Below are 24,809 nucleotides of genomic sequence, written 5' to 3'. Positions count from 1 at the left end.
TGCATTTCATGGCATAAATGTAGACTTAAATTTACTTAGCTTTATAATTAGCTTTATAAATTATATTACTATAACAAGGATTTACTTAATTTATGGCATTAAGCAGTAAATAGTAGCTGATTGTTTAACGCTCTTATTTAGTATTTTCATAATGAGGAAAAATTAATATTTGCATTCTAGAAGATGAAAATTGAAAGGTAGGAGGATAAGTAAAAGGTGAATAATTTAATTATAGTAAAATTAAAGCAGCAATTTAGCAATGATTTGTTGTACATATATCTAAAAATGCATGGGTTTGAAGAAGACGTATTGTTTCCCCCCTTTCTAAATAGTATAAGCATCGAGCGGGAATATTCAACGTTAGAGGTGGCTGAACTGTTAGAAATAAAAGAAAATAACTTGCGCTATCGAATTACTAAAATGCGTGAGATTGGTTATATCGATAGCTATAGAGCTAACCGTTGTTATCGGTATAAATATTTGAATATTTACCGTATGTATTTAGTACTGATGATTTTAAAGATCAAGGGTCGAAATATTGGAGACATAGCAAATATACTAAAAGAAAGGCAACCGGAAATCGTTATAGAAGAAACGGAAACGAAGCCAGAGGAACCAAATATGATAAAGAAAGATATATGTGATTTAGAAATAAAAATATTGGATAAGCAAATTTTAATTAACGAATTACAAGAGAATATAAAAGAATTATATATATCACTCCTTGCTTTAGGTCATAAACTTAATCTAAGTATGTTAGAAAGTAGTATTGTTGGAAAAGTAAATGAAGCTCTAAAAAAAGCGAATAAAAAGTGGTTTCAGCGATCAAGTGAGTCAGAATATATTTATTTTGATATTGAATCGTCGAATCAACTTAGAATGTTAAAAGACCAAATAAACACACTACAGTCCGATATGAAAGAGTATGAAAAGAGCCTCGTTATAGAGAGGCATGAATTGCAAAAGTTACTCGATCTTAAAAGAGAATTATTAGTGAATTACGAAAAATAATAGTCTCAGGTAATTTCTCATCCATATCGTCAACAATGATAATGTTGTTTGACAATTTTTATTTTGAACAAAAGCAAACTGACTCAAAAAATTTGGAAATTTCATTATCTTTTTTATAATGAAAATAGATAAGTCAACAAAGAGTAGAGTGTTGGTAGCACTCCGACTTTATGGGTTGTCGGTATACTCCGCTAGTGGAGTGACCTCTGCGAAATATAAGATGGATAAGAATCACCCATCATAACTTCTTCCACAAAGTTATGATGGGTGGTTCTTTTTTTTTGCCTATTAATACAGCAGATAAGGCTTCGAGTAATGTCAGTTTTAAGGGAAATTAACGAGCGAATAACAGCTAAAAATATTTTCCAGGTAAGCATTGATTTAAACATTTGTTCGTAGTTGTCAAATATAAACTTAGAATTTTCCTTCCACTAATGCAAGAAAAGTATCATATATTGCTTGAGAGATAAATTCATCTTCTTGCACTCGATGCCTTAGTTCGGCTAAAAATTCCTTTTCATGTGCTTCTAATTGAATAGATTGATTTGATACATATTCCTGAAACCTCTCGATTAACCCTTTTTCAATATGAAGAGGTGATTCCATTTTATTAATAACGAGATTATGATAACGCTTCATTGCCTTTTTTATTTTTTGCTGTTCTTCAGTGTCAATAAATACAGGGGGAGTGTAGTGTACGTTCCATCCAATTCCCCGTAAATTAAATTCGGAAAAATATAACGCCACACAAGAGTTAAGTATTTTATCATCTACGATTGGAAACACATTGTTTTCGATTGTAAATGGATGAGTATACTTACGATATAATGTTTTTTTATCTAAGAATCCGCACTTTTCTAAGAGAACTAGATAGCTGTGAATGAGTGTAGCAACTTCTTTACTATCGCGAGGATCGTATCTAATTTGGTCTTTTATATTTTGAAATAAATATTTTGAAAAGATTAATTGGTTCTTACTATAATTATGCTTTATAGCTTTATGAAAAACGAATAATTGCCATAAAGGATAAGGTGTATGAATAGATTTATAATTTTCCATTTGAATATTAAATATGCCTGGAAAATTTGTATCTGTTAAACCGTATTCTTTTAATAATCTTTTAAATAGAACTTGTTCTCTATGTGACATACGTTGCAACACTTTTTCAATACTGAAGTCACTCAAATACTTTTTATATAATTTGAATTTCTTTTGTTGCTCTTGTCTTTGTTGGATCCTTTGTAATCTTAGGGCATTTTCCTTTTTACGTTCCCTCCATATTTCTGTAGCCTTCTTACTTCTATTTATAAAATATTCTTGAAGCCTTTCAAATGAAAGCTTATTTCCTAAAACGTATTTACAAGGAGATGGTATTTTAAAAATTTTCATTCCATTAAGGGAGATTTCTTGTAACTTTACTACAGCTCTAGTTTCTGTGCGATAAGAAATACCAAAAAATTGTCCAATATGTTTTACGATATTGTCTTTTACATCAATAAAGTACACGCTACGTTCTTTTTCAATAACAAATTGCTGATGGTATTTTAAGCGTAAAATAACTTCATCATCCTTGATATCTTCTGCATTTATTTCTTTATAATAGTTTTCTCCGAAAAGCCAAATATCTTTGATTCCGGCGATTGCATAAAGCTTTCGTCGTTCCAACCATTTCTCAGCAGTCTGTTCCGCACATTGAATTTCAAAAGCAAATTTATGACCATTCCCAAAATCCGCATACACATCCGCGATTTGATTGGTCTTAGCAATACTTTCTTCTAATGCAATATAAGCATTTGGATATTTATCTTTCAACCAATTATAAATCGCTAATTTACCACCAAGATGTTCTTGCGTTTCAGGTTCCCCAACAAAACTACATTCCACATGGCGATCATGATAAAAGTGGTGAATGCGTTTGGGACCACCGCGAAAGAAAACGTTCTTCTGACAGTGTGGACAGTATAGTTCCTTTGCTTTTGCCAAAGAATATAGGAGCTCTTTATCCTCGTGAAATGCAAATTGTTTTTCATCATTTGGATTGATTGCTACAAACATGTTTTCACCTCTACAAGATATAGAAATAATTTTATTTGTTACATTTTACATTCAGAATTCCGCGAATAGGAATTAGTAGATATATTATGCTTTTATTATATATTAAGTTAAAATATGGTAAAACATAATCAGTGAAAAAGATAGTATTTAAGTAGAGTTATTCAAAACTGTTTATAAAATTGGAGTGATTTAAGTGAAAGCGAATGAAACAAACCTTCAAGAAATAATCGAAGGTTCGAAGCAATATATCATACCAATGTTTCAACGTACATATAGTTGGGATCAAAAACAATGGCTAACATTATGGGAAGATTTAATGGAGTTAGTAGATGAAGCACAGCAATATGAAAATCATTTTATCGGATCAATCGTATCTATACCGGTAAATGCAAACCCTACTGGTGTGCAACAATTTGTAGTTATTGATGGACAACAAAGATTAACGACATTACTTGTTCTATTAAGTGTTATTCGTGATAAGGCGGAAGAAGATGGATTGCCTGAACTAGCAGCTGAAATTAACGAAACGATGCTTGTAAATCGTTTTAAAAAAGGTGAAGAGTATTTTAAGTTGTTACCAACACAAGTTGATAAAGATACTTTCAAAAAAATTATAAAAAGTGAAATTACAGAAGTAGATCAACATAGTGGTCTTGTAAAATGCTATGACTATTTTAAACATAAACTGAGAGATTTAATGATTGATGTGGAGCAGTTGAAAAATGGTGTTTTACATAATCTTTCATTAGTTAGTATTGTACTGTCTCCAGATGATAACCCTTATTTAGTATTTGAAAGCTTAAATGCAAAAGGACAACCTTTAACCGAAGCAGACTTAATCAGAAACTATTTATTTATGCGCATTGAACCATCCGAGCAGGAAGAAATGTATAAAGGTTATTGGCTGCCAATGCAAACGAATTTAGGAGATTCTTTAACGGAGTTCATCAGACATTTTTTAATGGGCGTAAACTTAAATGTCAAAAAGAAAGATGTTTATGTGAAATTAAAAGAGCAAGCAGATAAAACCAATGTCATTGATTATTTGAAGGAGTTGGCTGTATTTGCAACATATTATGATAAATTACTACATCCAGTAAAAGAATCTAACGGAAAAATTCAATACTATTTAAAGCGAATTCAACAGTTTGAAGCACGTACTGCATTTCCTTTTTTACTTTATATTTATCGTGATTTTGATGCAAAGAAATATAGTTTGGAACAATTCATTGAAATTTTATCAATAATCGATAATTTCATTGTTAGACGGTATGTTTGTAATATCGAATCGAAGCCATTAAATAAAATGTTTGGGTCTTTATATAATCAGCTTAAACCTTATAGTGAATCTGATTCTATACAAGAGTTAAAGGCATTTTTACAAGTAAGAGGTTATCCAAAAGATACTGAAGTTCTTCATGAATTAAAGAATTCACCTTTATATGGAGGTGGAGACAAGAGAGAAAAATGTAAGTTTATTTTAAGTGTACTTGAAGAAACTTACGGTCATAAAGAAAAGGTGAATTTAACACAGGCGACTCTTGAACATATTATGCCACAGACTTTAACTGAGTCTTGGAAAAATGAATTAGGTAGTAATTTTGAAGAGGTACATGAGAAGTATTTACATGCTATTGGAAATTTAACGTTAACTGGTTATAATTCAGAGCTATCAAACGAATCCTTTGAAACGAAGAAAAAATATTATATTAAGAGTAATTTTGAGTTAAATAAAGACCTTGTTAAATACAACAATTGGGACGAACAAGCAATAAATGACCGAGGAGAAAAATTATATGAAAAATTCATTTTAGCATGGCCTTATTTTGGATTAGCTAGCGTTAAAGACAATGATGTAACAGGTAGCTCGCCACGTTTATTATTTATTGGTGATGAAACGATTAAGGTTAAGGTTTGGCGAGAGGTGCTAGAACATACGGTTATGTTCATTTATAATCACAAGCCAGATTACTATCAGGAATTGTTGCAAACAAGAACGTTGCTAATTTCAGTAGAAAAGAATACAGAAATGCGCAGCGCAAAGCAGCTACCTAATGGCCATTTTATAGAAGCAAACTTCAGTGCGAAAAGTATCTACACCACATGTAAGAAATTATTTATTGATGCAGGATTTGATGCTGATACGTGGGGTGTAGAGGTTGAGGTTAAGTAAATTATTTAGTTTAAGGGGGAAATAAGTATGAACTGGATTGCTAATGATCGATATAAAGTTCTTACTTCATTGTCTGGAGGGAATATGTCAAAGGTTTTTCTTTGTATAGACTATGGTTCTAAGGAAAAGCAGGAAGTTGTTTTAAAAACATATCCCCATAAAGATGATGTTGATTTAGAAAAAATTCTTTTTCATAGAGAAGTAGAAAATTTAGAGAGACTTGAACATAAAAATATTATTGAAATACTAGATAAGGGTATCGATTATGAAAATAAGCTTAATTATATCGTTATTGAATATTTTGAAAGCCAAACTCTAGATAAAGTTACTATAGATAATTTTCTAGATTATAATCAAAAACTTAAAATAGTCCTGGATATTTTAGATGCTTTAATATACGCACATAGTAAAGGGATTATACACAGGGATATAAAACCACAAAATATTTTGATTAACTCAGGGTTAGAGATTAAGTTAATTGATTTTGGAATTAGTAAAATTGAGGATTCTATTTATAAAGGGTCTACTGTTAAAATGTATGGAACTAAAAAGTATGCATCACCTGAACACTTGAGGCAAGGTGATATGGATTCAAGAAGTGATATATATTCAGCCGCATTAGTAATTGCCGAGATTTTATTAGGACAAGAAATAGAAGGTAATATTAAGGAAACTCTTAGAAAATCGGATCTAGATGAGGCCCTAGTAGAAGTGTTAATTAAAGGGGTAGAAAATGAAGTTGAAACTAGGCTTCAGAAAATGCAGGATTTGAAAACTATTTTTCTTGAAAAGTTTAAAGTAGCAACTGATGAAAATATAGGCTTCTATGGTATTGGGTTAACAAATGGAGTAATAACTAAATTTCTTAATCAAGGAATTATTACTTCTCACTCTAGATATGAGGCAGCAAAGGTAATTGAAAAAGATTTAGATGAAGCCTATATTTCTATGACACTTAATATTTCTAAAAATGAGCAAAAAGAATATTTAGTTTTTGGAAGACAATATCAATATTATTGTGTAGTTGATATGAAAACCGATTATATATTCACGGTAAAAGGAGTAGCTATTCCTAATAGTATTAATCATGAAAATAGAAAAGAGCAGTCAGTGCAGTTAGTAGGTAAATTCAAAGTTTCAAATTTTAATCAAGAATTGCAACTGAAAACTACCTTTAATAATATTTATAACTTATTAGATGATTTTGAAGAGCTATATAGAGAAAAGATTATTTCTACGACTAGTGAGAAAAAATACAAAAATACATTTAGTAAGTGGGTTAAAGTTTTAGATTTAACAAAGAGGGATTTGCAAGATTCTAAATATTCCGTCCCTTATAATGGGTTCGAATATGATGAAATTACTGGGCAATTTATTATAAATTTAAGAAATGATGTAGATGAAATAAAGTTCAAAGAGGATCAGATGCTTGCAATGACAGCTGCAAGTAATAAAGAGAAAGAAATTAAAATTGGATATTGTATAGAGATAAAAGAAAAGCAGCTAATAATACAACCAACTAAAGATGTTGTACCCGAATTATTTTCTACACTGGGAGATATTTCCATTGACAAAAGTATGGTTGAATCTGCTTTAAGTAGACAATCTAAGGCCCTAAAAATCATGCAATTCAAAGAAAATATTAATCCTAAAATATCAGATGTAATTTTTAATCCTCAGAAGGCAGAAGCCGTAGTTATTGAGCCAGATATTAAATTTTTATCTAGTCTAGAAGAATCTCAAAAAAACGCTGTGAAAAAAGCTTTGAAAGCGGAAGATATATTTGTATTACAAGGGCCCCCTGGAACCGGTAAAACAACTTTTATTGGTGAATTGGTATATCAAATTATGAAAACTAGCCCAGAAAGCAAAATATTAATTTCTTCACAGTCTAATGTAGCAGTTGATCATGCTTTAAATAAAATTCAATCTATTTTACCTGAAATTAAAATGTTACGTATAGGTAGGAAGGATAGACTATCACAAGGTACAGAACAATTTATGGTTGAGGAACAATTAGATAAGTTAATTCTTTTAATAAAATTTAACTCTAACCAATTTATAGAACAGCTAAAATCTAAGGTGAATTTAAGTGAATCAATATTAGAAGCATATGAAAAAATAACTTCTATTGGTAATTTAAAAAATAAAAACACTGATATAAATAATGTAATTTACAAAAAAGAATCTGAATTATTTGTTATTAAGCAAAAGTATTCGGAGTTAAATACATTAATTGAAGATTTAAATAATGTGCATGCTAAATTAGAATTAGAACTTAAATCACAATTAGATACTGAATTAAGTCAAATTTTATTGGATTTTAAATCTAAATATGTAAATTTAGGTAGCCGGTTTTTAAGAGAATTAGATGAATTAAAGTCAATATCAAATCAAAAATTAGATATTGAAGATGAATTAGGTAAACTTCAAGATGAATGGCTAAATAACAGTATTACTATTGAGGAACTATATTCAGAACTTAACATAAATGGTACTGAAGATTTTATGGAATACAAAACTAAAATTGAACAGAAGATAAGTTCAAATAAAAAGGAATATGAAAAGTTTACAATTTTAGATTCCATTCAAAAAGAATGGATAAAGCGCCTTGGAGCAAATGCTAAGTTTTTAGAAATATTAATTCAAAGAACAAATATAGTCGGTGCAACTTGTTTAGGTATAGCTAGCCAACAAGCATTTCAAAGTATGGCCTTTGACTACGTTATAATTGATGAAGCTGGAAGAGCTACACCTCCTGAATTATTAGTTCCTATGGTTTTAGCTAAAAAAGTAATCCTAGTAGGGGACCATAAGCAATTGCCACCAATTGTAGATGAAAATTATGAAAGATTAATTAAAAATGAAGAAGAAATAAGTTTATCAGATTTAGAAAAAAGTTTATTCGAAGAGCTTATGGAAAATATTAACGAAAATTGTGTTGGACATTTAGAAGAGCAATTTAGAATGCACAAAGATATTGGGGATTTAATAAGCCATGTATTCTACAATGGTAAATTATTATCTAAAGCTAAAGATGAGGATAGAAATCATAATTTCTCGGAATTTTCTAAAGGAAGTGTTGTTTGGTTAACTACGATAAATAACCCAAATAAATTTCAACAAGAAATAAAAAAGAAGGATCATAAGGTTTTTTCTAATCCAACAGAAATTCAAATTATATTTGATTATATTGTAAAAATGGATAACGAATATCGTTCTAAGGGGATAAAAAAAGAAATTGGTATAATCACAGGCTATCAAGCACAAAAGATATTACTAAATAAAAAATTTGAAACGGAATATAAGAACAGATTTACAAATGTGACAGTAGAAATTAATACGGTAGATGCTTTCCAAGGTAGAGAAACAGATATAATTTTCTATTCTATTGTTAGAAGTAACCCGCGAGGAAATATAGGGTTTTTAAAAGACGCTAGACGTTTAAATGTTGCTCTTTCAAGAGCAAAAGAGTTATTAGTTATTGTAGGGGATCATGGAACAGTTACTCAAGAAAAACTGATGGATAATGATGCCATAAATCCGTTTAATAGTGTATATGAATTCATGCAAAATAATATAGGCTCATATCAGTTTGTGGAGGTGTAATGATGCTCGAAAAGTTAAGTGAAAAATATTCAGATTCAATACCCAATTATAGTTTAATCAAGCAAACGGAGATAGCAACGCCAGTCTATAATATTACAGTAGAATTGACTGTCTTAAAGAAAAAAGAAATAGGAATTGTTGAAGAGTTTATTATGAAATTCATTAACAGTGGAATAACTGACAAGCTTTTAATGTCACAATCATTGGGGCTTACTGAACAAATTATCAATAATTCATTAGCGTTAATGATTTCACAAAATATAGTAAAAAGTTCAGTAGATAACGGTTTTCAACTTACAGACAAAGGGAAAGAAACGCTTCGTGAAGCAAAGTTAATTGTACCAGAAGTTATGCTACTCAATTTTATTGTCGATGCATTGACTGGGGAAGTAGAGTCATACACGAGAATGCTTTACGATTCGAAAGAAGTAAAATCCTACAAATTAGATGTTATTAGACCTAATATACGGAAGCCTAATTTGGAAAATTTAGATTTTAATTCAATAAATAATTTGTTGAAAAAAATGCAGAAACAAAACGTTAGTGAGAGTTTTAAAGGGGACCTTATTTCTGTTAATAAAATAGAAAAATGCTATATTTCATATAGAAAAAAATATATGCTGATATTTAAAAGTATTCTCGATGAATTGGCAGATTTAGAAATTAAGATTTTTAATGGTGTTGAGAGAGAAACGGAATATGAAAATATAATTCTTCGAATGGAGAATGAAGGAATTAGACAAATTCCATTTGATAAAATAAGTGAAATGGATACAGTAGAGAATGCTGATTTATTGTTTACAAAAATTCCAACAGGTGTTATAAAAGAGGCTAAATTTAATACTCGAAAAATAGAGCTAAATAAGCAACGAACTGAAAAACTTACACAATTACTTAGTGTTAATGAAGAATATTCAAATCAGGAAAGTCTGGATCAAGACTTAGAGAGTAAAATTTCAAATACACAAATTATTAGAGACTTAAATGAACAAATAAATGAATTAAAAGCACAAAGTCAAAATGTTAATAGGTTTATTGAAACATATCAACATAGACCGATTTTAGAAGAGGCCTTTGATACTGCGAATAAATTAGTTTTATTAATTTCACCATGGATGAGAGTAGGCGCAATTGATAGATCTCTGGAGGAGAAAATAAAAAAGGCACTTTCAAGAGGTGTTAAAGTGATTATAGGTTACGGTATTGCACCGTATGATGAAACTAATGAACCTGCTTTAAAGCGTTTAAATACTATAAAAAAATCTAAAGTAGGAAAAAATCTAGAATTGGTTAACCTAGGTAATACACATGAAAAAGTCTTACTAGTAGATGGAAAATATGTTGTAATTACTAGTTTTAATTGGCTATCATTTAAAGGTGATCCAAATAGAGGTTTTAGACAAGAAACAGGTTTATATACCATAGATAAGGATACTATAAATAAAACACTGGATAGTTTAGAAAAACGTATGGGAAAAAATTTGAAAAGTTATTTAGAGTGACTTGATATAATGTAAATTGAAGTCTCCGTAAGCATATTTCATCAAACCTTATTAATTCCTTTGTAAGAGCTATATTTGACCCTTAAAAAAGCCCTTCAAACATTGATATAATAAGGTTTGTCTGTTTTATAGATTGAATACCCACCGTCTCCATACTTCCATACTTAGTATAAATAAATAATTCAAAATAAGTCGAATTCCTTGATATATAAGGAGTTCGGCCTTTTTGCTTTTTTGTCAATTCTTCCGGTGGAATTTATTAGGGAAATCAAAAGATTAAAGGAAAACAAAGTGATTACTATAATTTCTATAGAGTCTATTGATATATTACCTCCAGTATAAATTTCTCTGTAGTAATTAAGGCTTGTTCTTTAGAAGAGAAGATACCGGTTGCACCATTGATTATTGATTATTCGATCTTCAATTTCAATAATATGATCTGCAGAATTTGTTGATTAAAATCTTGTGATGGAGTATTTAAATCCTCGTAATTAAAAACTTAAACACTATATAGACTTCTTAATCCAGTTTCTAAGTTTAAAGTAAGTCATAAATTTAATGATTGTCTCGGTTTTTAAACTAGAAACTTGTTTGCTCGCTCATTATTCGAATAACCCAAATCGAACTTCCGATGAAGCTAGGGTCCTATTAGTTCCTGCATTTTGCCCTTAATAAACTTAACTCCTCACATTAAATTTAATGTTCATTGAATTATGGCAAGTAGGGTAATTACTACAGCCATAAAATTCGCCAGTTGGTCCTTTTCTCTTCAGCATATAACCACCACATTTTGTACATCGGATAGGGTTTTGTAAAATATTAATTTCTTTATACGTTTTATTGCACCCAGGATAATTCGAACATCCTAAAAAGCTTCGTCCATCATTACTCTGTCGAATCATTAATACACCTGTTTGACAGACATCACACTTTGGATTAGTACGTATAGTTTGCTCATTTGTCACTATTTCAAAAGGGATGGACTGTTCTTTAATGAGTTCTTCTACAAAAACAGATGTATCTTTTTCAGGAGCAATTAAGTATGTTCTATTTTTCGTACGTGTAATTGCCACATAAAATAGACGACGTTCCTCTGCATACCTAAATAAATCAGCCTCTGTTAAAACCAGTGATAATAAAGGATCATCCGAAATTTTATTAGGAAATCCGATTAAATGGTTACGCAAATTAATTACAATTACATTATCAGCTTCAAGCCCTTTCGAACGGTGAACCGTAATATAAGTGATTTTTGCTTGTGGATGCCGTTTATCTCTAATAAAGAGGTCACCTTTTTCATTGTTAATTGAAAATCGACCTTCATTATCTCTTTGTAACATAAATGTTAAGTCAATATTATTTCGGCCAACGACCTTAATTTCAGCCTGTTCTCCCATAGAGGCCACGATATCATCGACTGCAGCTGCAAATGCTTTTACAACACTGTCTACATATCCATAGATCTTTAATGGATTAAGTAAACGTTTATCGGATTTCAGCTGCTTTTTAATTTGGATTGGATTTTTTACAACAAAACGAGACGCAATATTAATTAGTTGCTGTGAGTTTCGATACGTCTTTTCAATTCGTAGTTGTTTTGAAAAGCCAAAAAACTGTTCAAATTTCGTAAATAAATTCAGGTCACTTCCTGCAAAGCGATAAATTGCTTGCCAGTCATCTCCAACGGCTAATATTTTAGCGTTAGTAAGATCTTTTAAAGCTTTCACTAAACGATAACGTCCCATTGAAATATCCTGAAACTCGTCGATTATTATATATTTATATGAAATGGATGTTGGTTGTTTTGTTTTGACAATATCCGTTGCTTTATTGATCATATCATTGAAATCAATAGCTAAATTTTTTCGTAACTCTTCTTGGTAGCCTTCATAAATGGGGCGTACAATTTTTAAAAAGAGCAGTGTACGTTCTCGTAAGAACCCAATTTTTTCTTGTTTAGCAGCTGCTTCTAATTGTTGATAATACTGTACATCGTAACCGTTAGACTTAAATAGAGTAATAAACGTGCTAACTAAATTTTTAAACTCCTTGAACTGCTGATTTTGCTTTTGTTCAATCAGTAACTTCCTATAAATACTTGTATAATCAGCCTCTATTAAAGGGATGTTTAGCTTACGCAACATGTCTTCTAGCTTTTCAAATAACACACCACTGGACACATAATGTGAGTATGTTTCAATCAATTTTGTCTGATTCTTTAAGTGAAGACTCCGTTTCCAGTGCATGCCTTCGATATATTTCTGTTCCTCAATAGGGGTTAGCCAAGGGGCACGATTGTTTTTGTTCACACCAAAGTGTTCTAGATAGACATTGTAATCTGGGAAGTAAAAGTCTGGTCGGTAACGTTTTCTAAATTGATCCGTTTCAAATGGGTAAACAGCTTCATATTCATAGTTCACGCCGTGTAAATAGAGATAGTTCGCAATCATTACCTCTTCTAAGCTTTTTACTTGCTCAAATTTAAGTGTTCTACGATTAACTTTTAATTCTTCACCTGTATTTATAACTTTTGAACGAAGCGTCTCTAAATCATGAGAAGATTGGTCTTCTTTATATTCTCCAAGTGTCGTAAAATTTTCGATATCTTTAGGAACTGCTAAATATGTAGCATAGAAACGAATGATTTCCTTCATTACGGAAGGGTTATGTAGTACTTGCTGATTAAAGTAGGTAGTTACATAATCAGATAGCGAATCCGAAATATCGGGACGTTGTTTTTCTTCATTTGTAATAGTCTCAAGACCAAGTTTATGAAAGGTCATTGCATCAATGGGAAGATCTAATTTCTCTTTTATACGTTCGGTCATCTCTTTAGCTGAGCTGGCTGTAAATGAAATGAGTAAAATCTCTTTAGGATCTACATGCAATCGCTCTACTAAATACTTTACTTTTCCTGAAATTGTTAACGTCTTCCCACTACCAGCTCCAGCGACAACTAATGTATTATCCTCGTTTGTTACAACGGCTCGACTTTGTTGAGGATCTAGTGACTTGCCATCTATATTGCTTAAGAGAGGTTTGGCTTCTATTAGTTCTTTATCAATAAAGGCCTCATTATACGTTGGTACCAAGTGATCTAAATTAGGATAAGTCTGATTAAAATACAGAAACGATTCCTGGCTCTTTAAAAGTCGTTTACTTAAAAGATTTATCTTTTGAGCTGTTTCTAGATAAGTTCTTTTAAGATTTAGTAAATCTGTATTAGCTATATATTGTTGCTTTAAATGTTCAAGGTCATCTTTAAAACGCTCTGATGCTTCTAATAATTCAATATCAGGAATTAATCTCTTATTTCTAAGTCTATTTCCTCCGAATATAATACCCAAAATAATTATAACTATTAATATTAAGTCCACTAAGTCACCGTCTTCCAATAAGTTGTTTACTATATATGGTGATTTGTTGTTAAATAAAAAAACTGTATTTAACAAATCCTTTAACAAGAAGTAGAAGATTCTACTTTTTTAAGAGTTTTTAAAGGGTATACACTTCGTATAGAAAAAGGCATCACATGATTGCCGTCTTTCGCTAACGCGAATAAACGGAAAGGAACTCAGCTAGCGCTGAATTCTTATCATGTCATGCCTTTTGTTAATGAATAATCTGAAAAAAGCATATATTATGTTGCTAAAGTTTTATTACCAAAAATGCCCTTACTATTTTTATGGGAGTGGTAAAAGTATTTTTAATTTCACTTCCCCATTTATTTATCCAATGCCTTCACGATAAACCTCTCCGCAGTAGACAAAGCTTCTTCTTTAGTGGGGAAGATACCTGTCATACCATTTATAATTTCATCTTCTACTTCAATAACATAATCTGCAGAATACTGTTGTTCCATATACTTTTTTAAAGTGATGGAGATGGTTACGTCCTCGTAATTAAAAACTTCAACGTCATAAACTTCGGCTTCGTAGGTACCTAATTCATAAATAATCGATTTTTCTAATCCAATCATGTAAATTCCTCCATTCAATAATAATGTGTTACACCTATAATTATATGGTAAATTATACAAGAAGACTATTAACTGTTTGATAATATTGATAAAATTTTCATACTATTTTTACTTTTTTATCCAAATCTTAACTTTAGCAATCTTGACGGATAAGGATGCTTACACAGGTACAGAAGGTATTGCCAATGTAACTGAAGCGAAGGAAAAGATTGTTCTAAATTCTATCAATATTTTAATGAAGCGTGGTATTAAAGGGCTCTATATTTATGCGAGTGATGAAGCGCTGCGTAATAAATTGCTTTCATTTCAAAGAGAAAACATTTAAATGAATTGCTTGATTAGGGGTATTGAATGGGAGTTGAACTCTTGTTTAATACCCTTTTTCCAATGCCTGTGAGGGGGCGTTTTTTTAAAGCCTTAAAAATTAGCTCCTTTTCTTTATTCAAGTTACCTTTATTAAGATATAAATTTGCTAATTCTAAATAAAATGGACATATGTAACCGTCAAGTAAAATGAAACGGTTAAGTAATTCAAAAATTCCCGTTTTATAATTTTCTGAAAAAAATACTATGCTAATCATATTTTTGTGTTAAAATAAATTCCAATTGAATATGTTTTGCAGAAATAGGTTGCTCTTAATTGAGCATAATAGGGAATTCGGTGTGAAACCGAAGCTGTATCCGCAACTGTAAGTGTAGAAGACTGTGTAAAATATGCCACTGTTAAACGAGGAAAAATGCCTCTAGTCAATGGGAAGGCTTGCACATGATACACGAGCCAGGAGACCTGACTTATTTTTATCGTATTAACTCTCTTCGGAATAAGGAGAATGTACGGCAAATAGATGAACGGGTATTTTTATATGCTTTTTTCTGTTTTCCGCCATTTCTCAATTTGAGGAATGGCTTTTTTTTTTGTATTGGGTTAATGGCAAAACATTATTCATGAAAAACTTTCAGGAGGTTTATTGCATGGATTTTTGGAAAAAGTGGTTGCATATAGCATTAACACTTGTTCTAATGGTATCACTTATAGCGCCAGCAACGGTAGATGCTGAGCAGGTAGAAAATTTAGAGCAACAAGTGGAACAAATTAGTATGCAACTAGAAGTAAAAGGGTTAAAAGAAAATATTATTGCCAACTCCAATATATCCATAACAAAGGGAGCAAGTGCACTTGAGGCGTTACAGCAAACATTAACAGCTGCAAATATCCCATTTGAAGTCGTGACTAGCGATTATGGCCCGTATGTAAAATCAATTAATAGTTTAGTATCGGGTTCATTAGGTCATTGGGATGGTTGGGGTTATTCGATTAACGGTGAATCACCTGAACTTGGTTTAGGAAGCTATGAACTTCAAGCAGATGATATAGTATCTGTTTATTATAGTTTATCGCCAATGTTAGAGGCACAGGCGTCTGAACAAGAGGGCGAGAAACTTGTTGAAGTGTCTGTAAAAGGGGATTTATTTACTGAACAGGCAGCAACTTTAGAGAATTGGATAACGCCAGATGGTTTAACAATTACAAACATTACTAAGCAGGACGATCAACAATTAACATTAGCAATTGAAGCGGCACCTGGTACATATGAATTACAGCTACTAGCTCCTGCATTATTAAGTGCACAAGAGCAAAAAATTTCAGTAAAAGTTGTCGATTCAATTCAACCTGTAAATGACTTAAAAGTGAATTTCCGTGTTGAAGGCATTGCAGGTACAGTACTAAATGTAAAAGACTTTGAAATTAAAGGTAACGGTAAAATTAATGCTGCACAAGTAACACAGCAAATTTTAGATGCCCATAAAATTACGTATGACTACAGCGCCTCAACGGGCTACTTTAAAAATATTGGTGTAGACGGTGAAAAAGGCCTAGGTGTAGGCAGTGGCTGGATGTACAAAGTAAATGGGGAATATCCAGATGTTTATGGAAAAGACGTTGAAATTAAAAATGGCGATACAATTGTTTGGGATTATATTAATGCATCTTCAGTTATAGAAAATTATGAATTCCCAGAGTACAACTTAATCATGTATTCAGGTGCTGAAGCTGTCGATAAAATTACGTTTAATCCAATCATTGATATGCCATCAACGGTAGTGGCAGGAACAGACGTAAAAATTAAAGTGACAGGTAAATATAATACAGTATCTTACTTGTATGAGCATATTTCAGGACCACATACAACGGATTTAGCAGACGTTACCGTTGAATATAACGGAAAAGAATATGTTACAAATGCACAAGGTGAAGTAACGATTCCTGCAGTGGAAGTAGTAGAAGGAAATTATGAACTTCGCTTTACAAAAGATTTACCAGGTACTATTTTGACGGATAAAGGCAATAAAGAACTTGCCTCATTCCCTCGCATTATTCGTACGTATGAATCATTATTGGTTACACCAGATGAGCAAGCAGCAGAAAACCGTAAAAAAGCGGAAGATGCATTAAAATTAGGCGCAACATACTTACAAGCAAATAAAGAAACCGTAACGGCACGTGTAAATGAATCACATAGCGCATTTTGGATGTTAACAGCGATGAAGGCAGCAAATGTCAATGCAGGCACATACGACTGGACAACTGCACCAACAACTGAAGGTACGTTCTTTACAACCCCGTTAGAAGCATCACAAAATGATACAAACAAGATTGCGGGCACAATTATTGCAGCAAAAGCATTAGGTTTAGATCCATTAAACATTAAAGGGCGCAATCAAGTAGCAGATTTATTAGCAATGCAAAAGGAAAACGGTTTGTTCTCGACAATTTGGGGTGAAGCATTCGCTTTAATCGCGTTAGAGCTAGCTAATGCAGAGTATGACCAACAAAAGCAAATCGAGGCTATTTTAGCTTTACAAAATAAAACAACAGGCTATTTTGGTGATAACGATGCAACAGGATGGACATTATTTGCACTTTCACCATTTAAAGATGACCCAGCAGTAAAAGCAGCGATTGACAAAGCGGTAGCGGCTGTACATGCGAACTACCAAGCAAAAGGCTTCACAGATAACTCGAACTCAATGGCAGCGATTATTTCAGGTCTAGCAGCAGTGGGGGAAGATTTATTCTCAACAAAATGGTCTTATAAAAAAGGTGATGACTACGTAAATATCGTAGGTCACTTAGTAGATAACTATATTCTAAAAGATGGTGGCGTACTGTATAAGGCGTCGCAAACGAACTCGAATTTAATGGCATTAGAGCAAGTGTATATCGCTTTAGCGGATGCGTTAAATGGAAAATCAACATTTTATACAGTAGCAGAAAATGCAGTAACTCCAGCTCCAACGCCAGAAAAACCAGATTCAGAGAAACCAGATCAAGAGAAACCAGGTACAGATGGCGGCGCAACGGCTCCACCAGTGATAACGAATAGTAAGGTAACGATGTCGATCACTGTATCTGCATCAGAAGTTGTTTTACCAAGTGAGCAGTTTGAAATTTTAGCAGATGAAACAGCATTTGATTTATTAAAACGTGTTACACAGGCAAAAAATATTGCGTTAAATGCACGACAAACATCAATGGGGATGTATGTTGCAGGTATTGCGGGCGTTAACGAGTTTGATCGTGGTAAATTAAGCGGCTGGATGTTCAACGTTAACGGTGCATTCCCAGAAGTATCAGCAGATGTGTATCAATTAAAAGCAGGCGATGTTGTAAGTTGGGTCTACACATCTGATTTAGGTGAAGATGTAGGCGGTTCAACAGGTGGCGGTTCAGCAGGTGCAGGTGGAGGTTCAACAGGTGAAGGATCAACAGTAACACCACCAACAACAGAAGAATCAGAGCAGACGGATGAAATCTTTACAACACAATTAACAGGTGCAGATTTAGCGGGGGAAAAAGAAGTAATCGTAACAACCCCAAAAGGTTTAGTACTAACAATTCCTGTTGAAAACGTAACACTTGCAGAGGGTGAAAAATTATCTGTAAAAGTTGAGGAACAAGATGGGAAAATTACATTTGCAATTCAGATTTTGAATGAAAAAGGCGAAACAAAGCCATTCCCATTCTCATCAGGCTATGTGAAATTAACGTTCTTTGTTAATGCAGCAAATAAAGTAGCTGTAGCTAATGGCAATGTAAAGTCTACATTCATTGCGGCAGTGAATAGTGAATTTAATGCAACATCAAATGCAGCAGAAAATGGAGAACTCGTTATTTTACAAGAAGAGAACGGTGCGTTAATAGCTGTACCGCATTTAATTGTAGACGGTAAAGCAACAGTGTTCACAAAAGCAGGTGGAACATTTGTAACATCAACTGAGCAAGTGACATTCAATGATATTGCAAATTTCAGCAATAAAGATGAAATCACGTATTTAGCAAACCGTTATGTAATTAAAGGATCAAACGGCAACTTTATGCCACAAAGTAAGATTACACGTGGTCAATTTGCGATGATGATTGCCCGTGCATTAGGTTTACAAGCGTTAGGTGAGAACCCATTCACGGATACAGTTGGGAAAGAGTATGAACAGGCGATTACAGCTTTATATGAAGCAGGTATTACAACTGGTCGTACAAATACAACATTCGATCCAAAAGATTACGTTACACGTCAACAAGCAGCAGCATTTATGGCACGCGTACTTGCTTACGTAGAGAAGAAGCCATCTGTAAATGGTGAAGTAACTTATAAGGACAATGCGCAAATTGGAGCAATGTACAAGCAGGATGTTGCACTATTAGCGCAGTTAAACATTATGACTGGTAAACAGGATGGTTCATTTGATCCACGTGGTTCTTTAACACGTGCACAAATGGCGAAAATTTTAAAACGTACATTAAATGAAGCAGGATTGATGTAAAACAATAAGTCGAAAGTCCATCATAAAACTATGATGGACTTTTGCCATATGAAAGAGGGGGAAAAAATGAAGCAATTGCATAAAATACTCGTTGTGCTATTCCTAACGATACTTGCATTTGTACCGCTACAGCAAGTGGAGGCAAAAAATACGGTTGATGCTTATAATTCAGCCGCTCAGTACATGGTGAAGCAAGTGCCAAATCCAACGTACGGTGATGAATGGGTTGTAATCGGTCTAGCACGAGGAGAGGCTCAAGTGCCAGCGAATTATTTTGAGACGTATTATCAAAATGTAGTGAAGGAAGTAAAAGCACTGAAAGGGAAGCTACACCAATATAAATATACTGAATACTCACGTGTCATCATTGCCTTATCAGCAATTGGAAAAGACCCGAAAAATGTAGGAGGCTATGATTTAACGAAGCCACTTGAAGAAGTAACGAATGTTGTCTGGCAAGGTGTGAACGGTCCGACTTTCGCACTCATTGCCATAGATACGAAGCAATACGATTCCCCTGTAAGAGCTCAATTAGTAAACACTATTTTACAAGAGCAGCTTCCAGATGGAGGATTTACGCTAAGTGGAGAAACTGCTGATTTGGATTTAACAGCGATGGCTATTCAAGCACTTGCACCGTATGCGGAAGATAAAAAGGTTGGACCTGCACTTCAGCGTGCAATCGCAAAAATGAATGCATTAGCAGCAAACGGTTATAACAACGCGGAGACAGCTGCACAAGTAATAACTGCTTATGCCGCATTACGTCTAGATGCAACGGAACATGTACAGAAAATGATAACTTTTTATAATGCAGCTGATGGTGGCTTCAAGCACGTCTTAACAGAAAAGAGTGCAAATGGGATGGCAACAGAGCAAGCGACGTATGCTTTAGCAGCATATAACCGCGTACTAAATGGTAAAAAGTCATTATATGAGATGGAAGAAACTAATAATAATTTTAATGATACAACAACAGGTTGGGCTAGACCTTATATTGATGAAGCGGTTGAGTTAGGTCTTTTAAAAGGATATGCCGATGGTACATTTAGGCCGAATAATCATTTAACTAGAACACAGGCAGTCGCAATTATTGTTCGTGCAATGAAGATTACCAATAAAGAGAATGCACCGTATGAGGATTTAGGAAATATGGCGGTTGCTAGTAAAAATGAGATTGCTGCAGCTTATGAGGCTGGAATTATTAAATATAACAATGGAACATTCAACCCAAATAAGAAAATTACACGTATGCAACTAGGTTTAATGCTTATGCGTGCATACAACATACAGCATGCACCATATGTCGCGAAGACGAATGTAACCTATAGTGATACTGCTCATTTACCCGCAGAAGAGCAACAAGCCCTTGCTTTTTTAGCTGAATATAGCATCGCAACAGGCTCAAACGGTAGATTTAACCCATCCAATCCGACAACACGTGCTCAAATGGCAAAAATGAGCGTTCAATTTGTGAAAGGAACGATGAAGTGATGAAAAAATTAATAATTTTTTTATTACTTACCTTTTTACTAACGGGCTGCGGGGTTCAATCAGTTGAACAATATGAGCAAATGCAAGAAGAGGAGAGAAGTAAGGAAGAAATCGTACAGCCAATTCCTCCAGAAACAAAGGAAGAGACCGCTGAACCTATTGTAGAGGAAGTAAAGTCTCCAAAAGAACAAAAAGAAGAAGTGGACGGAGTAGTAGAAACAACAAAAGCTGAAGAAAAGCAGGCCCCAAAACTGACTGAAAAAAAAGTAGTTGAGCAGCCAGTCGAACAACAGCCAATTACACAAAAGCCAACAGAGCAAAAAAAAGCTGATGAAAAACCGGTACAGCAAAAACCAGTTCAGCAAAAACCAGTTCAGCCAGTAGAGAAGCCGAAGCGTTACGCCACAATATCGATTCAAGTGCACAGCTTACTGAAACATTGGGATATGTTGCACCCTTCTTTGCAAAGCGAGCAATATGTTCCAGCAAGTGGTTTTGTTTTAAGGCCGAAAAAATATGAATTGCTCTCAGACAATGAAACTGTTTGGAAGGTTTTACAGCGTGCCGTGAAGGAACATGGTATTCATTTAGAATACGAAGGAGCAAATGAAAACGTTTATAACAACGTCTATATTGAAGGGATTAATCATTTATATGAATTTAGTGCAGGTCCTTTAAGTGGTTGGATGTATCGTGTAAATGGTAATTTCCCGAACTATGGAAGCAGTCAATACGTTTTAAAGGACGGGGATATTGTCGAATGGCATTATACGGTCGATTTAGGTCGCGACTTAGGAGTAGATGGGGAATAATGACAGCTTTTGAAACATATCATCCAATCGTCTTATTTGCATTCTTTTTATCAGTTATAGGAATTGGCATGTTTATTATGCATCCCGTATTTTTAGTTATTACTATTTGTGCGGCGATGAGTGTTAATTTTGCATTTCGTCGAGGGCGATTTCTACGAGATTGGAAGCTGTATGTGCCACTTTTTATTATTATGGCCATTATCAATCCACTCATAAGCCATGATGGAAAAATGGTGCTGTTTTATTTGAATGGCAATGCGGTAACAGTGGAGGCAATTTGCTATGGTGTGGCAATGGCAACGATGCTAACAGCTGTTATGCTTTGGTTTAGCAGCTACAACGAAGTGATGACCTCAGATAAATTTTTATATTTATTTGGGAAATTGTCACCCGTCCTTGCGTTAACACTATCGATTACGATACGTCTTGTTCCACGCTTTCAGCATCAGCTCATGCGTATTGCCCGAGCTCAAAAAACGATGGGAATGGATTATACTACGGGTTCACTTGTAAATCGAGCTAAATGTACGATGCGGATTATTTCTATTCTAATAACATGGGCACTCGAAAACGCTATCGAAACAGCAGATTCTATGAAGGCGCGCGGTTATGGGATTGGCAAGCGTTCGTCTTTTTCATTGTTTTTATTTGAAAAGCGTGACGGGATAATGCTTGGTATGATTAGTTTTCTTGTCGCGCTGCTATTAACTGCAAGTGCATTAGGCTATGCGACTTTTTACTATTATCCAACATTTACAGCGATTGATTGGAGCTGGAATAGTATAACGGTATACGCGATTTATACCGCATTACTAATGATTCCACTCGTTATTGAAGTAAGGGAGACACGAAAATGGAAATACTTAAAGTCGAAGATGTAACGTTTACGTATCCAAATGAGCCGAAGCCGGTGTTAAACAATATTAAGCTAAAGGTGGCGAGCGGAGAATTTGTTACGCTAATTGGACAATCTGGTTGCGGTAAAAGTACATTATTAAAGCAATTAAAAAAAGAACTTCAGCCACATGGGGACAAAAGCGGTGCCATTTATTATCAAGGTGAAAATTTGGAACAGCTAGACGCAAAAATAGCCGCGACAGAAATTGGCTACGTTATGCAAAGTCCTGAAAATCAAATTGTGACAGATAAAGTATGGCATGAGCTCGCATTTGGTCTTGAAAATTTAGGGATGGATCAGCTAACAATTCGTCGACGTGTTGCTGAAATGGCAAATTTTTTTGGCATTCATAAATGGTTCCGTGAAAAGACAACGGTGTTATCGGGTGGCCAAAAACAGCTGTTAAATTTAGCCTCGGTTTTAGTAGGGCAGCCGAAAGTATTGTTATTAGACGAGCCGACATCTCAGCTGGATCCGATTGCAGCGATGGAATTCATTCAAACATTAAAACGCCTGAATGAAGAACTAGGCATAACGATTATTTGTATTGAGCATCGATTAGAGGAGTTGTTACCGATTTCCAATCGTGTTGTTGTGATGGAACAAGGGGAAATAATCTATGATGGCACGCCTCGAAAAATGCTATTAGAGCTTCCAAAAGAGCATCCGATGATTACGGCGCTGCCAACAGCGACTAAAATTTTTGCTGCATTAGACGGCGAAGGTGAGGCACCGCTTACGATTCGTGAAGGACAACAATGGCTCCGTTCTTTTTCATGGCATGAGGTCGCATTTAAAGCAGAGGAGCAACAGTTAGGTAGCCCGATATTGGAAGCGAAAAACATTGCGTTTCGCTATGAACGTAATGCCCCCGATATATTACAGCAATTTGAGTTAAGCGTGCATGAAGGTGAATTTTATACAATTATTGGTGGCAATGGTACGGGGAAATCGACGGCTCTTAATGTACTGGCAGGTCTAGAGAAACCTTATAGAGGTGAGGTTTTAATTTTTGGAAAGAACTTAAAGCAATATCGAAATCAGGAGCTTTATCGTCAAACGGTAGCATACTTACCACAGGATCCCAAAATATTATTCACAGAAAAAACTGCAGAAAAGGAATTACAAGTAGTTGAGGCAACAGAGCAACGAATGGCTGTACTTATTGAACAGCTGCATTTACAGCATATTCTAATGCGTCATCCATATGATTTAAGTGGTGGCGAACAACAGCGTCTAGCACTTGCAAAAGTGCTACTGCTGGAACCGAAACTCCTTTTTTTAGATGAACCGACTAAAGGGTTAGATGCACATGCAAAGGAGGAACTAGCTGCTATTTTGCATCAGCTACAGCGACAAGGGTTAACAATTGTGATGGTAACGCATGATATCGAATTTTCTGCACAATACAGCTCACGCTGTGCATTGTTTTTTGACGGCTCACTCGTGTCACAAGGGACACCACGCAGCTTTTATAGTGGTAACAGTTTTTATACAACTGCAGCACATCGCATTGCTCGTTCGTTTGAAAAAGAAGTCATTACATATGAGGATGTGGTTACGCGATGTCAAAAAACAGAATTCGCATATTCGTCAATTTAATAGTGTTTGGGTTTGCCATGCCGGCTGTTCTATATTTAGGTATAACGGTTTTCGAGGACCGAAAGTATTATATGATTTCGCTTTGTGTAATTGCACTTAGCTGTATCCCGTTTTTCATTTCATTCGAACGTCGTAAGCCGCAGCCACGGGAAATTTTGACGATTGCAGTTATGGCAGCAATTTCTGTGGCTGGACGCTGCTTGTTTGTGGCTACACCAGGTTTTAAACCAGTAACGGCCATTACGGCTATAACTGGTTTTACACTAGGAGCTGAGGCAGGTTTTTTAACAGGGGCATTGTCAGCTCTCGTATCAAATATGTTTTTCGGACAAGGCCCATGGACACCATTTCAAATGTTTACCTGGGGGATGATTGGCTTTGTAGCTGGTTTGCTAGGTAAAACAAAGTGGATTACGAAAAAGGGGCCTCTCGTATTATTCGGCATTTTCGCTGGTATTTTTTTCTCATTTGGCATGGACATTTGGGGTGCAATTTCGACGTATGGCGTATTTGAGACGGAAGCTTACGTATTAGCACTTGCCTCAGCAATTCCGTTTACGATCATCTATGCTGTATCGAACGTTATTTTTTTATTAATTTTAACGAAGCCGCTAATGGAAAAACTAACACGTATTAAAATTAAATATGGCATGATGCAGTAATAGAAACGACAAAGTTACAAAGGCTTTGTCGTTTTTTTGCGCCAGGTATGGATATGAGCGTTAGAGTGATAGTCCTGAACTTTGAAGGCAGTAGTAGGAGACAAATCTCCCCCCTGAATAATGGAAAAACCCTTCAGCATAAAAATATTGAAATGAGATATAACGATGAGTATGTAAAGAAGCATTAC

General features: G+C 34.1%; 14 protein-coding genes and 1 riboswitch. Of the genes, 11 read left to right on the top strand and 3 right to left on the bottom strand.

Features of this window, described 5'->3' with window-relative positions; translation table 11 throughout:
• Nucleotides 1-216 precede the first annotated feature (216 nt).
• Nucleotides 217-1,011 (top strand): hypothetical protein, encoded by a 795-nt coding sequence (locus NYE67_RS16625; RefSeq protein ID WP_340730604.1) that lies wholly within the window; start codon nucleotides 217-219, stop codon nucleotides 1,009-1,011.
• Nucleotides 1,012-1,425: 414 nt separating this feature from the next.
• Here the strand turns inward: NYE67_RS16625 and NYE67_RS16620 are convergent, their stop codons facing one another.
• Nucleotides 1,426-3,066, bottom strand: a complete 1,641-nt coding sequence (locus NYE67_RS16620) for a competence protein CoiA (protein WP_340730603.1) — start codon at nucleotides 3,064-3,066, stop codon at nucleotides 1,426-1,428.
• A 193-nt stretch (nucleotides 3,067-3,259) separates the two neighbouring features.
• Between NYE67_RS16620 and NYE67_RS16615 the strand changes: the two genes are divergently transcribed.
• Genes NYE67_RS16615 through NYE67_RS16605 form a run of 3 tightly spaced genes read left to right on the top strand, consistent with a single transcriptional unit; the run spans nucleotide 3,260 to nucleotide 10,350 of the window.
• Complete coding sequence (locus tag NYE67_RS16615) at nucleotides 3,260-5,239, top strand: DUF262 domain-containing protein (protein ID WP_340730602.1); 1,980 nt, start codon at nucleotides 3,260-3,262, stop codon at nucleotides 5,237-5,239.
• A gap of 27 nt (nucleotides 5,240-5,266) precedes the next feature.
• The gene (locus NYE67_RS16610; RefSeq protein ID WP_340730601.1) at nucleotides 5,267-8,848 is read left to right on the top strand and encodes an AAA domain-containing protein; all 3,582 of its coding nucleotides are present in this window, start codon (nucleotides 5,267-5,269) and stop codon (nucleotides 8,846-8,848) included.
• Between the two features lie 2 nt (nucleotides 8,849-8,850).
• Nucleotides 8,851-10,350, top strand: coding sequence for a phospholipase D-like domain-containing protein (locus NYE67_RS16605; RefSeq protein WP_340730600.1), 1,500 nt, complete (start codon nucleotides 8,851-8,853; stop codon nucleotides 10,348-10,350).
• Between the two features lie 677 nt (nucleotides 10,351-11,027).
• Here NYE67_RS16605 and NYE67_RS16600 read toward each other — a convergent pair.
• Both NYE67_RS16600 and NYE67_RS16595 read right to left on the bottom strand, forming a co-directional pair.
• The gene (locus NYE67_RS16600) at nucleotides 11,028-13,802 is read right to left on the bottom strand and encodes a UvrD-helicase domain-containing protein (RefSeq protein WP_340730599.1); all 2,775 of its coding nucleotides are present in this window, start codon (nucleotides 13,800-13,802) and stop codon (nucleotides 11,028-11,030) included.
• A gap of 272 nt (nucleotides 13,803-14,074) precedes the next feature.
• On the bottom strand, nucleotides 14,075-14,329 hold the full coding sequence (locus tag NYE67_RS16595) for a hypothetical protein (protein ID WP_340730598.1): 255 nt from the start codon (nucleotides 14,327-14,329) through the stop codon (nucleotides 14,075-14,077).
• A gap of 85 nt (nucleotides 14,330-14,414) precedes the next feature.
• On the opposite strand from NYE67_RS16595, the gene NYE67_RS16590 reads away from it, so the two are divergent.
• The 7 genes from NYE67_RS16590 (at nucleotide 14,415) to NYE67_RS16560 (ending at nucleotide 24,621) form a co-directional block, all read left to right on the top strand.
• Nucleotides 14,415-14,654: a DNA/RNA helicase domain-containing protein gene (locus tag NYE67_RS16590; RefSeq protein ID WP_340730597.1), complete on the top strand. Its 240-nt coding sequence runs from the start codon at nucleotides 14,415-14,417 to the stop codon at nucleotides 14,652-14,654.
• 286 nt (nucleotides 14,655-14,940) lie between these two features.
• Nucleotides 14,941-15,138, top strand: a riboswitch (cobalamin riboswitch).
• Nucleotides 15,139-15,301: 163 nt separating this feature from the next.
• On the top strand, nucleotides 15,302-19,153 hold the full coding sequence (locus NYE67_RS16585; protein ID WP_340730596.1) for a DUF4430 domain-containing protein: 3,852 nt from the start codon (nucleotides 15,302-15,304) through the stop codon (nucleotides 19,151-19,153).
• A 66-nt stretch (nucleotides 19,154-19,219) separates the two neighbouring features.
• Nucleotides 19,220-20,647, top strand: a complete 1,428-nt coding sequence (locus NYE67_RS16580; protein ID WP_340730595.1) for an S-layer homology domain-containing protein — start codon at nucleotides 19,220-19,222, stop codon at nucleotides 20,645-20,647.
• Nucleotides 20,647-21,459 carry a DUF4430 domain-containing protein gene (locus NYE67_RS16575; RefSeq protein WP_340730594.1) on the top strand — a complete coding sequence of 271 codons (813 nt, stop codon included), beginning with the start codon at nucleotides 20,647-20,649 and terminating at the stop codon, nucleotides 21,457-21,459. The genes NYE67_RS16580 and NYE67_RS16575 overlap by 1 nt, the downstream gene beginning before the upstream one ends.
• A complete protein-coding gene (locus NYE67_RS16570; protein WP_340730593.1) occupies nucleotides 21,459-22,340 on the top strand; it encodes an energy-coupling factor transporter transmembrane component T in 882 nt (293 codons plus the stop codon). The genes NYE67_RS16575 and NYE67_RS16570 overlap by 1 nt, the downstream gene beginning before the upstream one ends.
• Complete coding sequence (locus tag NYE67_RS16565; RefSeq protein ID WP_340730592.1) at nucleotides 22,313-23,959, top strand: ABC transporter ATP-binding protein; 1,647 nt, start codon at nucleotides 22,313-22,315, stop codon at nucleotides 23,957-23,959. The genes NYE67_RS16570 and NYE67_RS16565 overlap by 28 nt, the downstream gene beginning before the upstream one ends.
• Nucleotides 23,923-24,621, top strand: a complete 699-nt coding sequence (locus NYE67_RS16560; RefSeq protein WP_340730591.1) for an ECF transporter S component — start codon at nucleotides 23,923-23,925, stop codon at nucleotides 24,619-24,621. Before NYE67_RS16565 ends, NYE67_RS16560 begins: the two co-directional genes overlap by 37 nt.
• Nucleotides 24,622-24,809 lie beyond the last annotated feature (188 nt).

It is taken from the genome of Solibacillus sp. FSL W8-0474 (assembly GCF_038004065.1).
Taxonomy (GTDB): domain Bacteria; phylum Bacillota; class Bacilli; order Bacillales_A; family Planococcaceae; genus Solibacillus; species Solibacillus faecavium.
The sequence above is the reverse complement of the archived record's forward strand: the minus strand, read 5'-3'. Positions and strand labels throughout refer to the sequence as shown.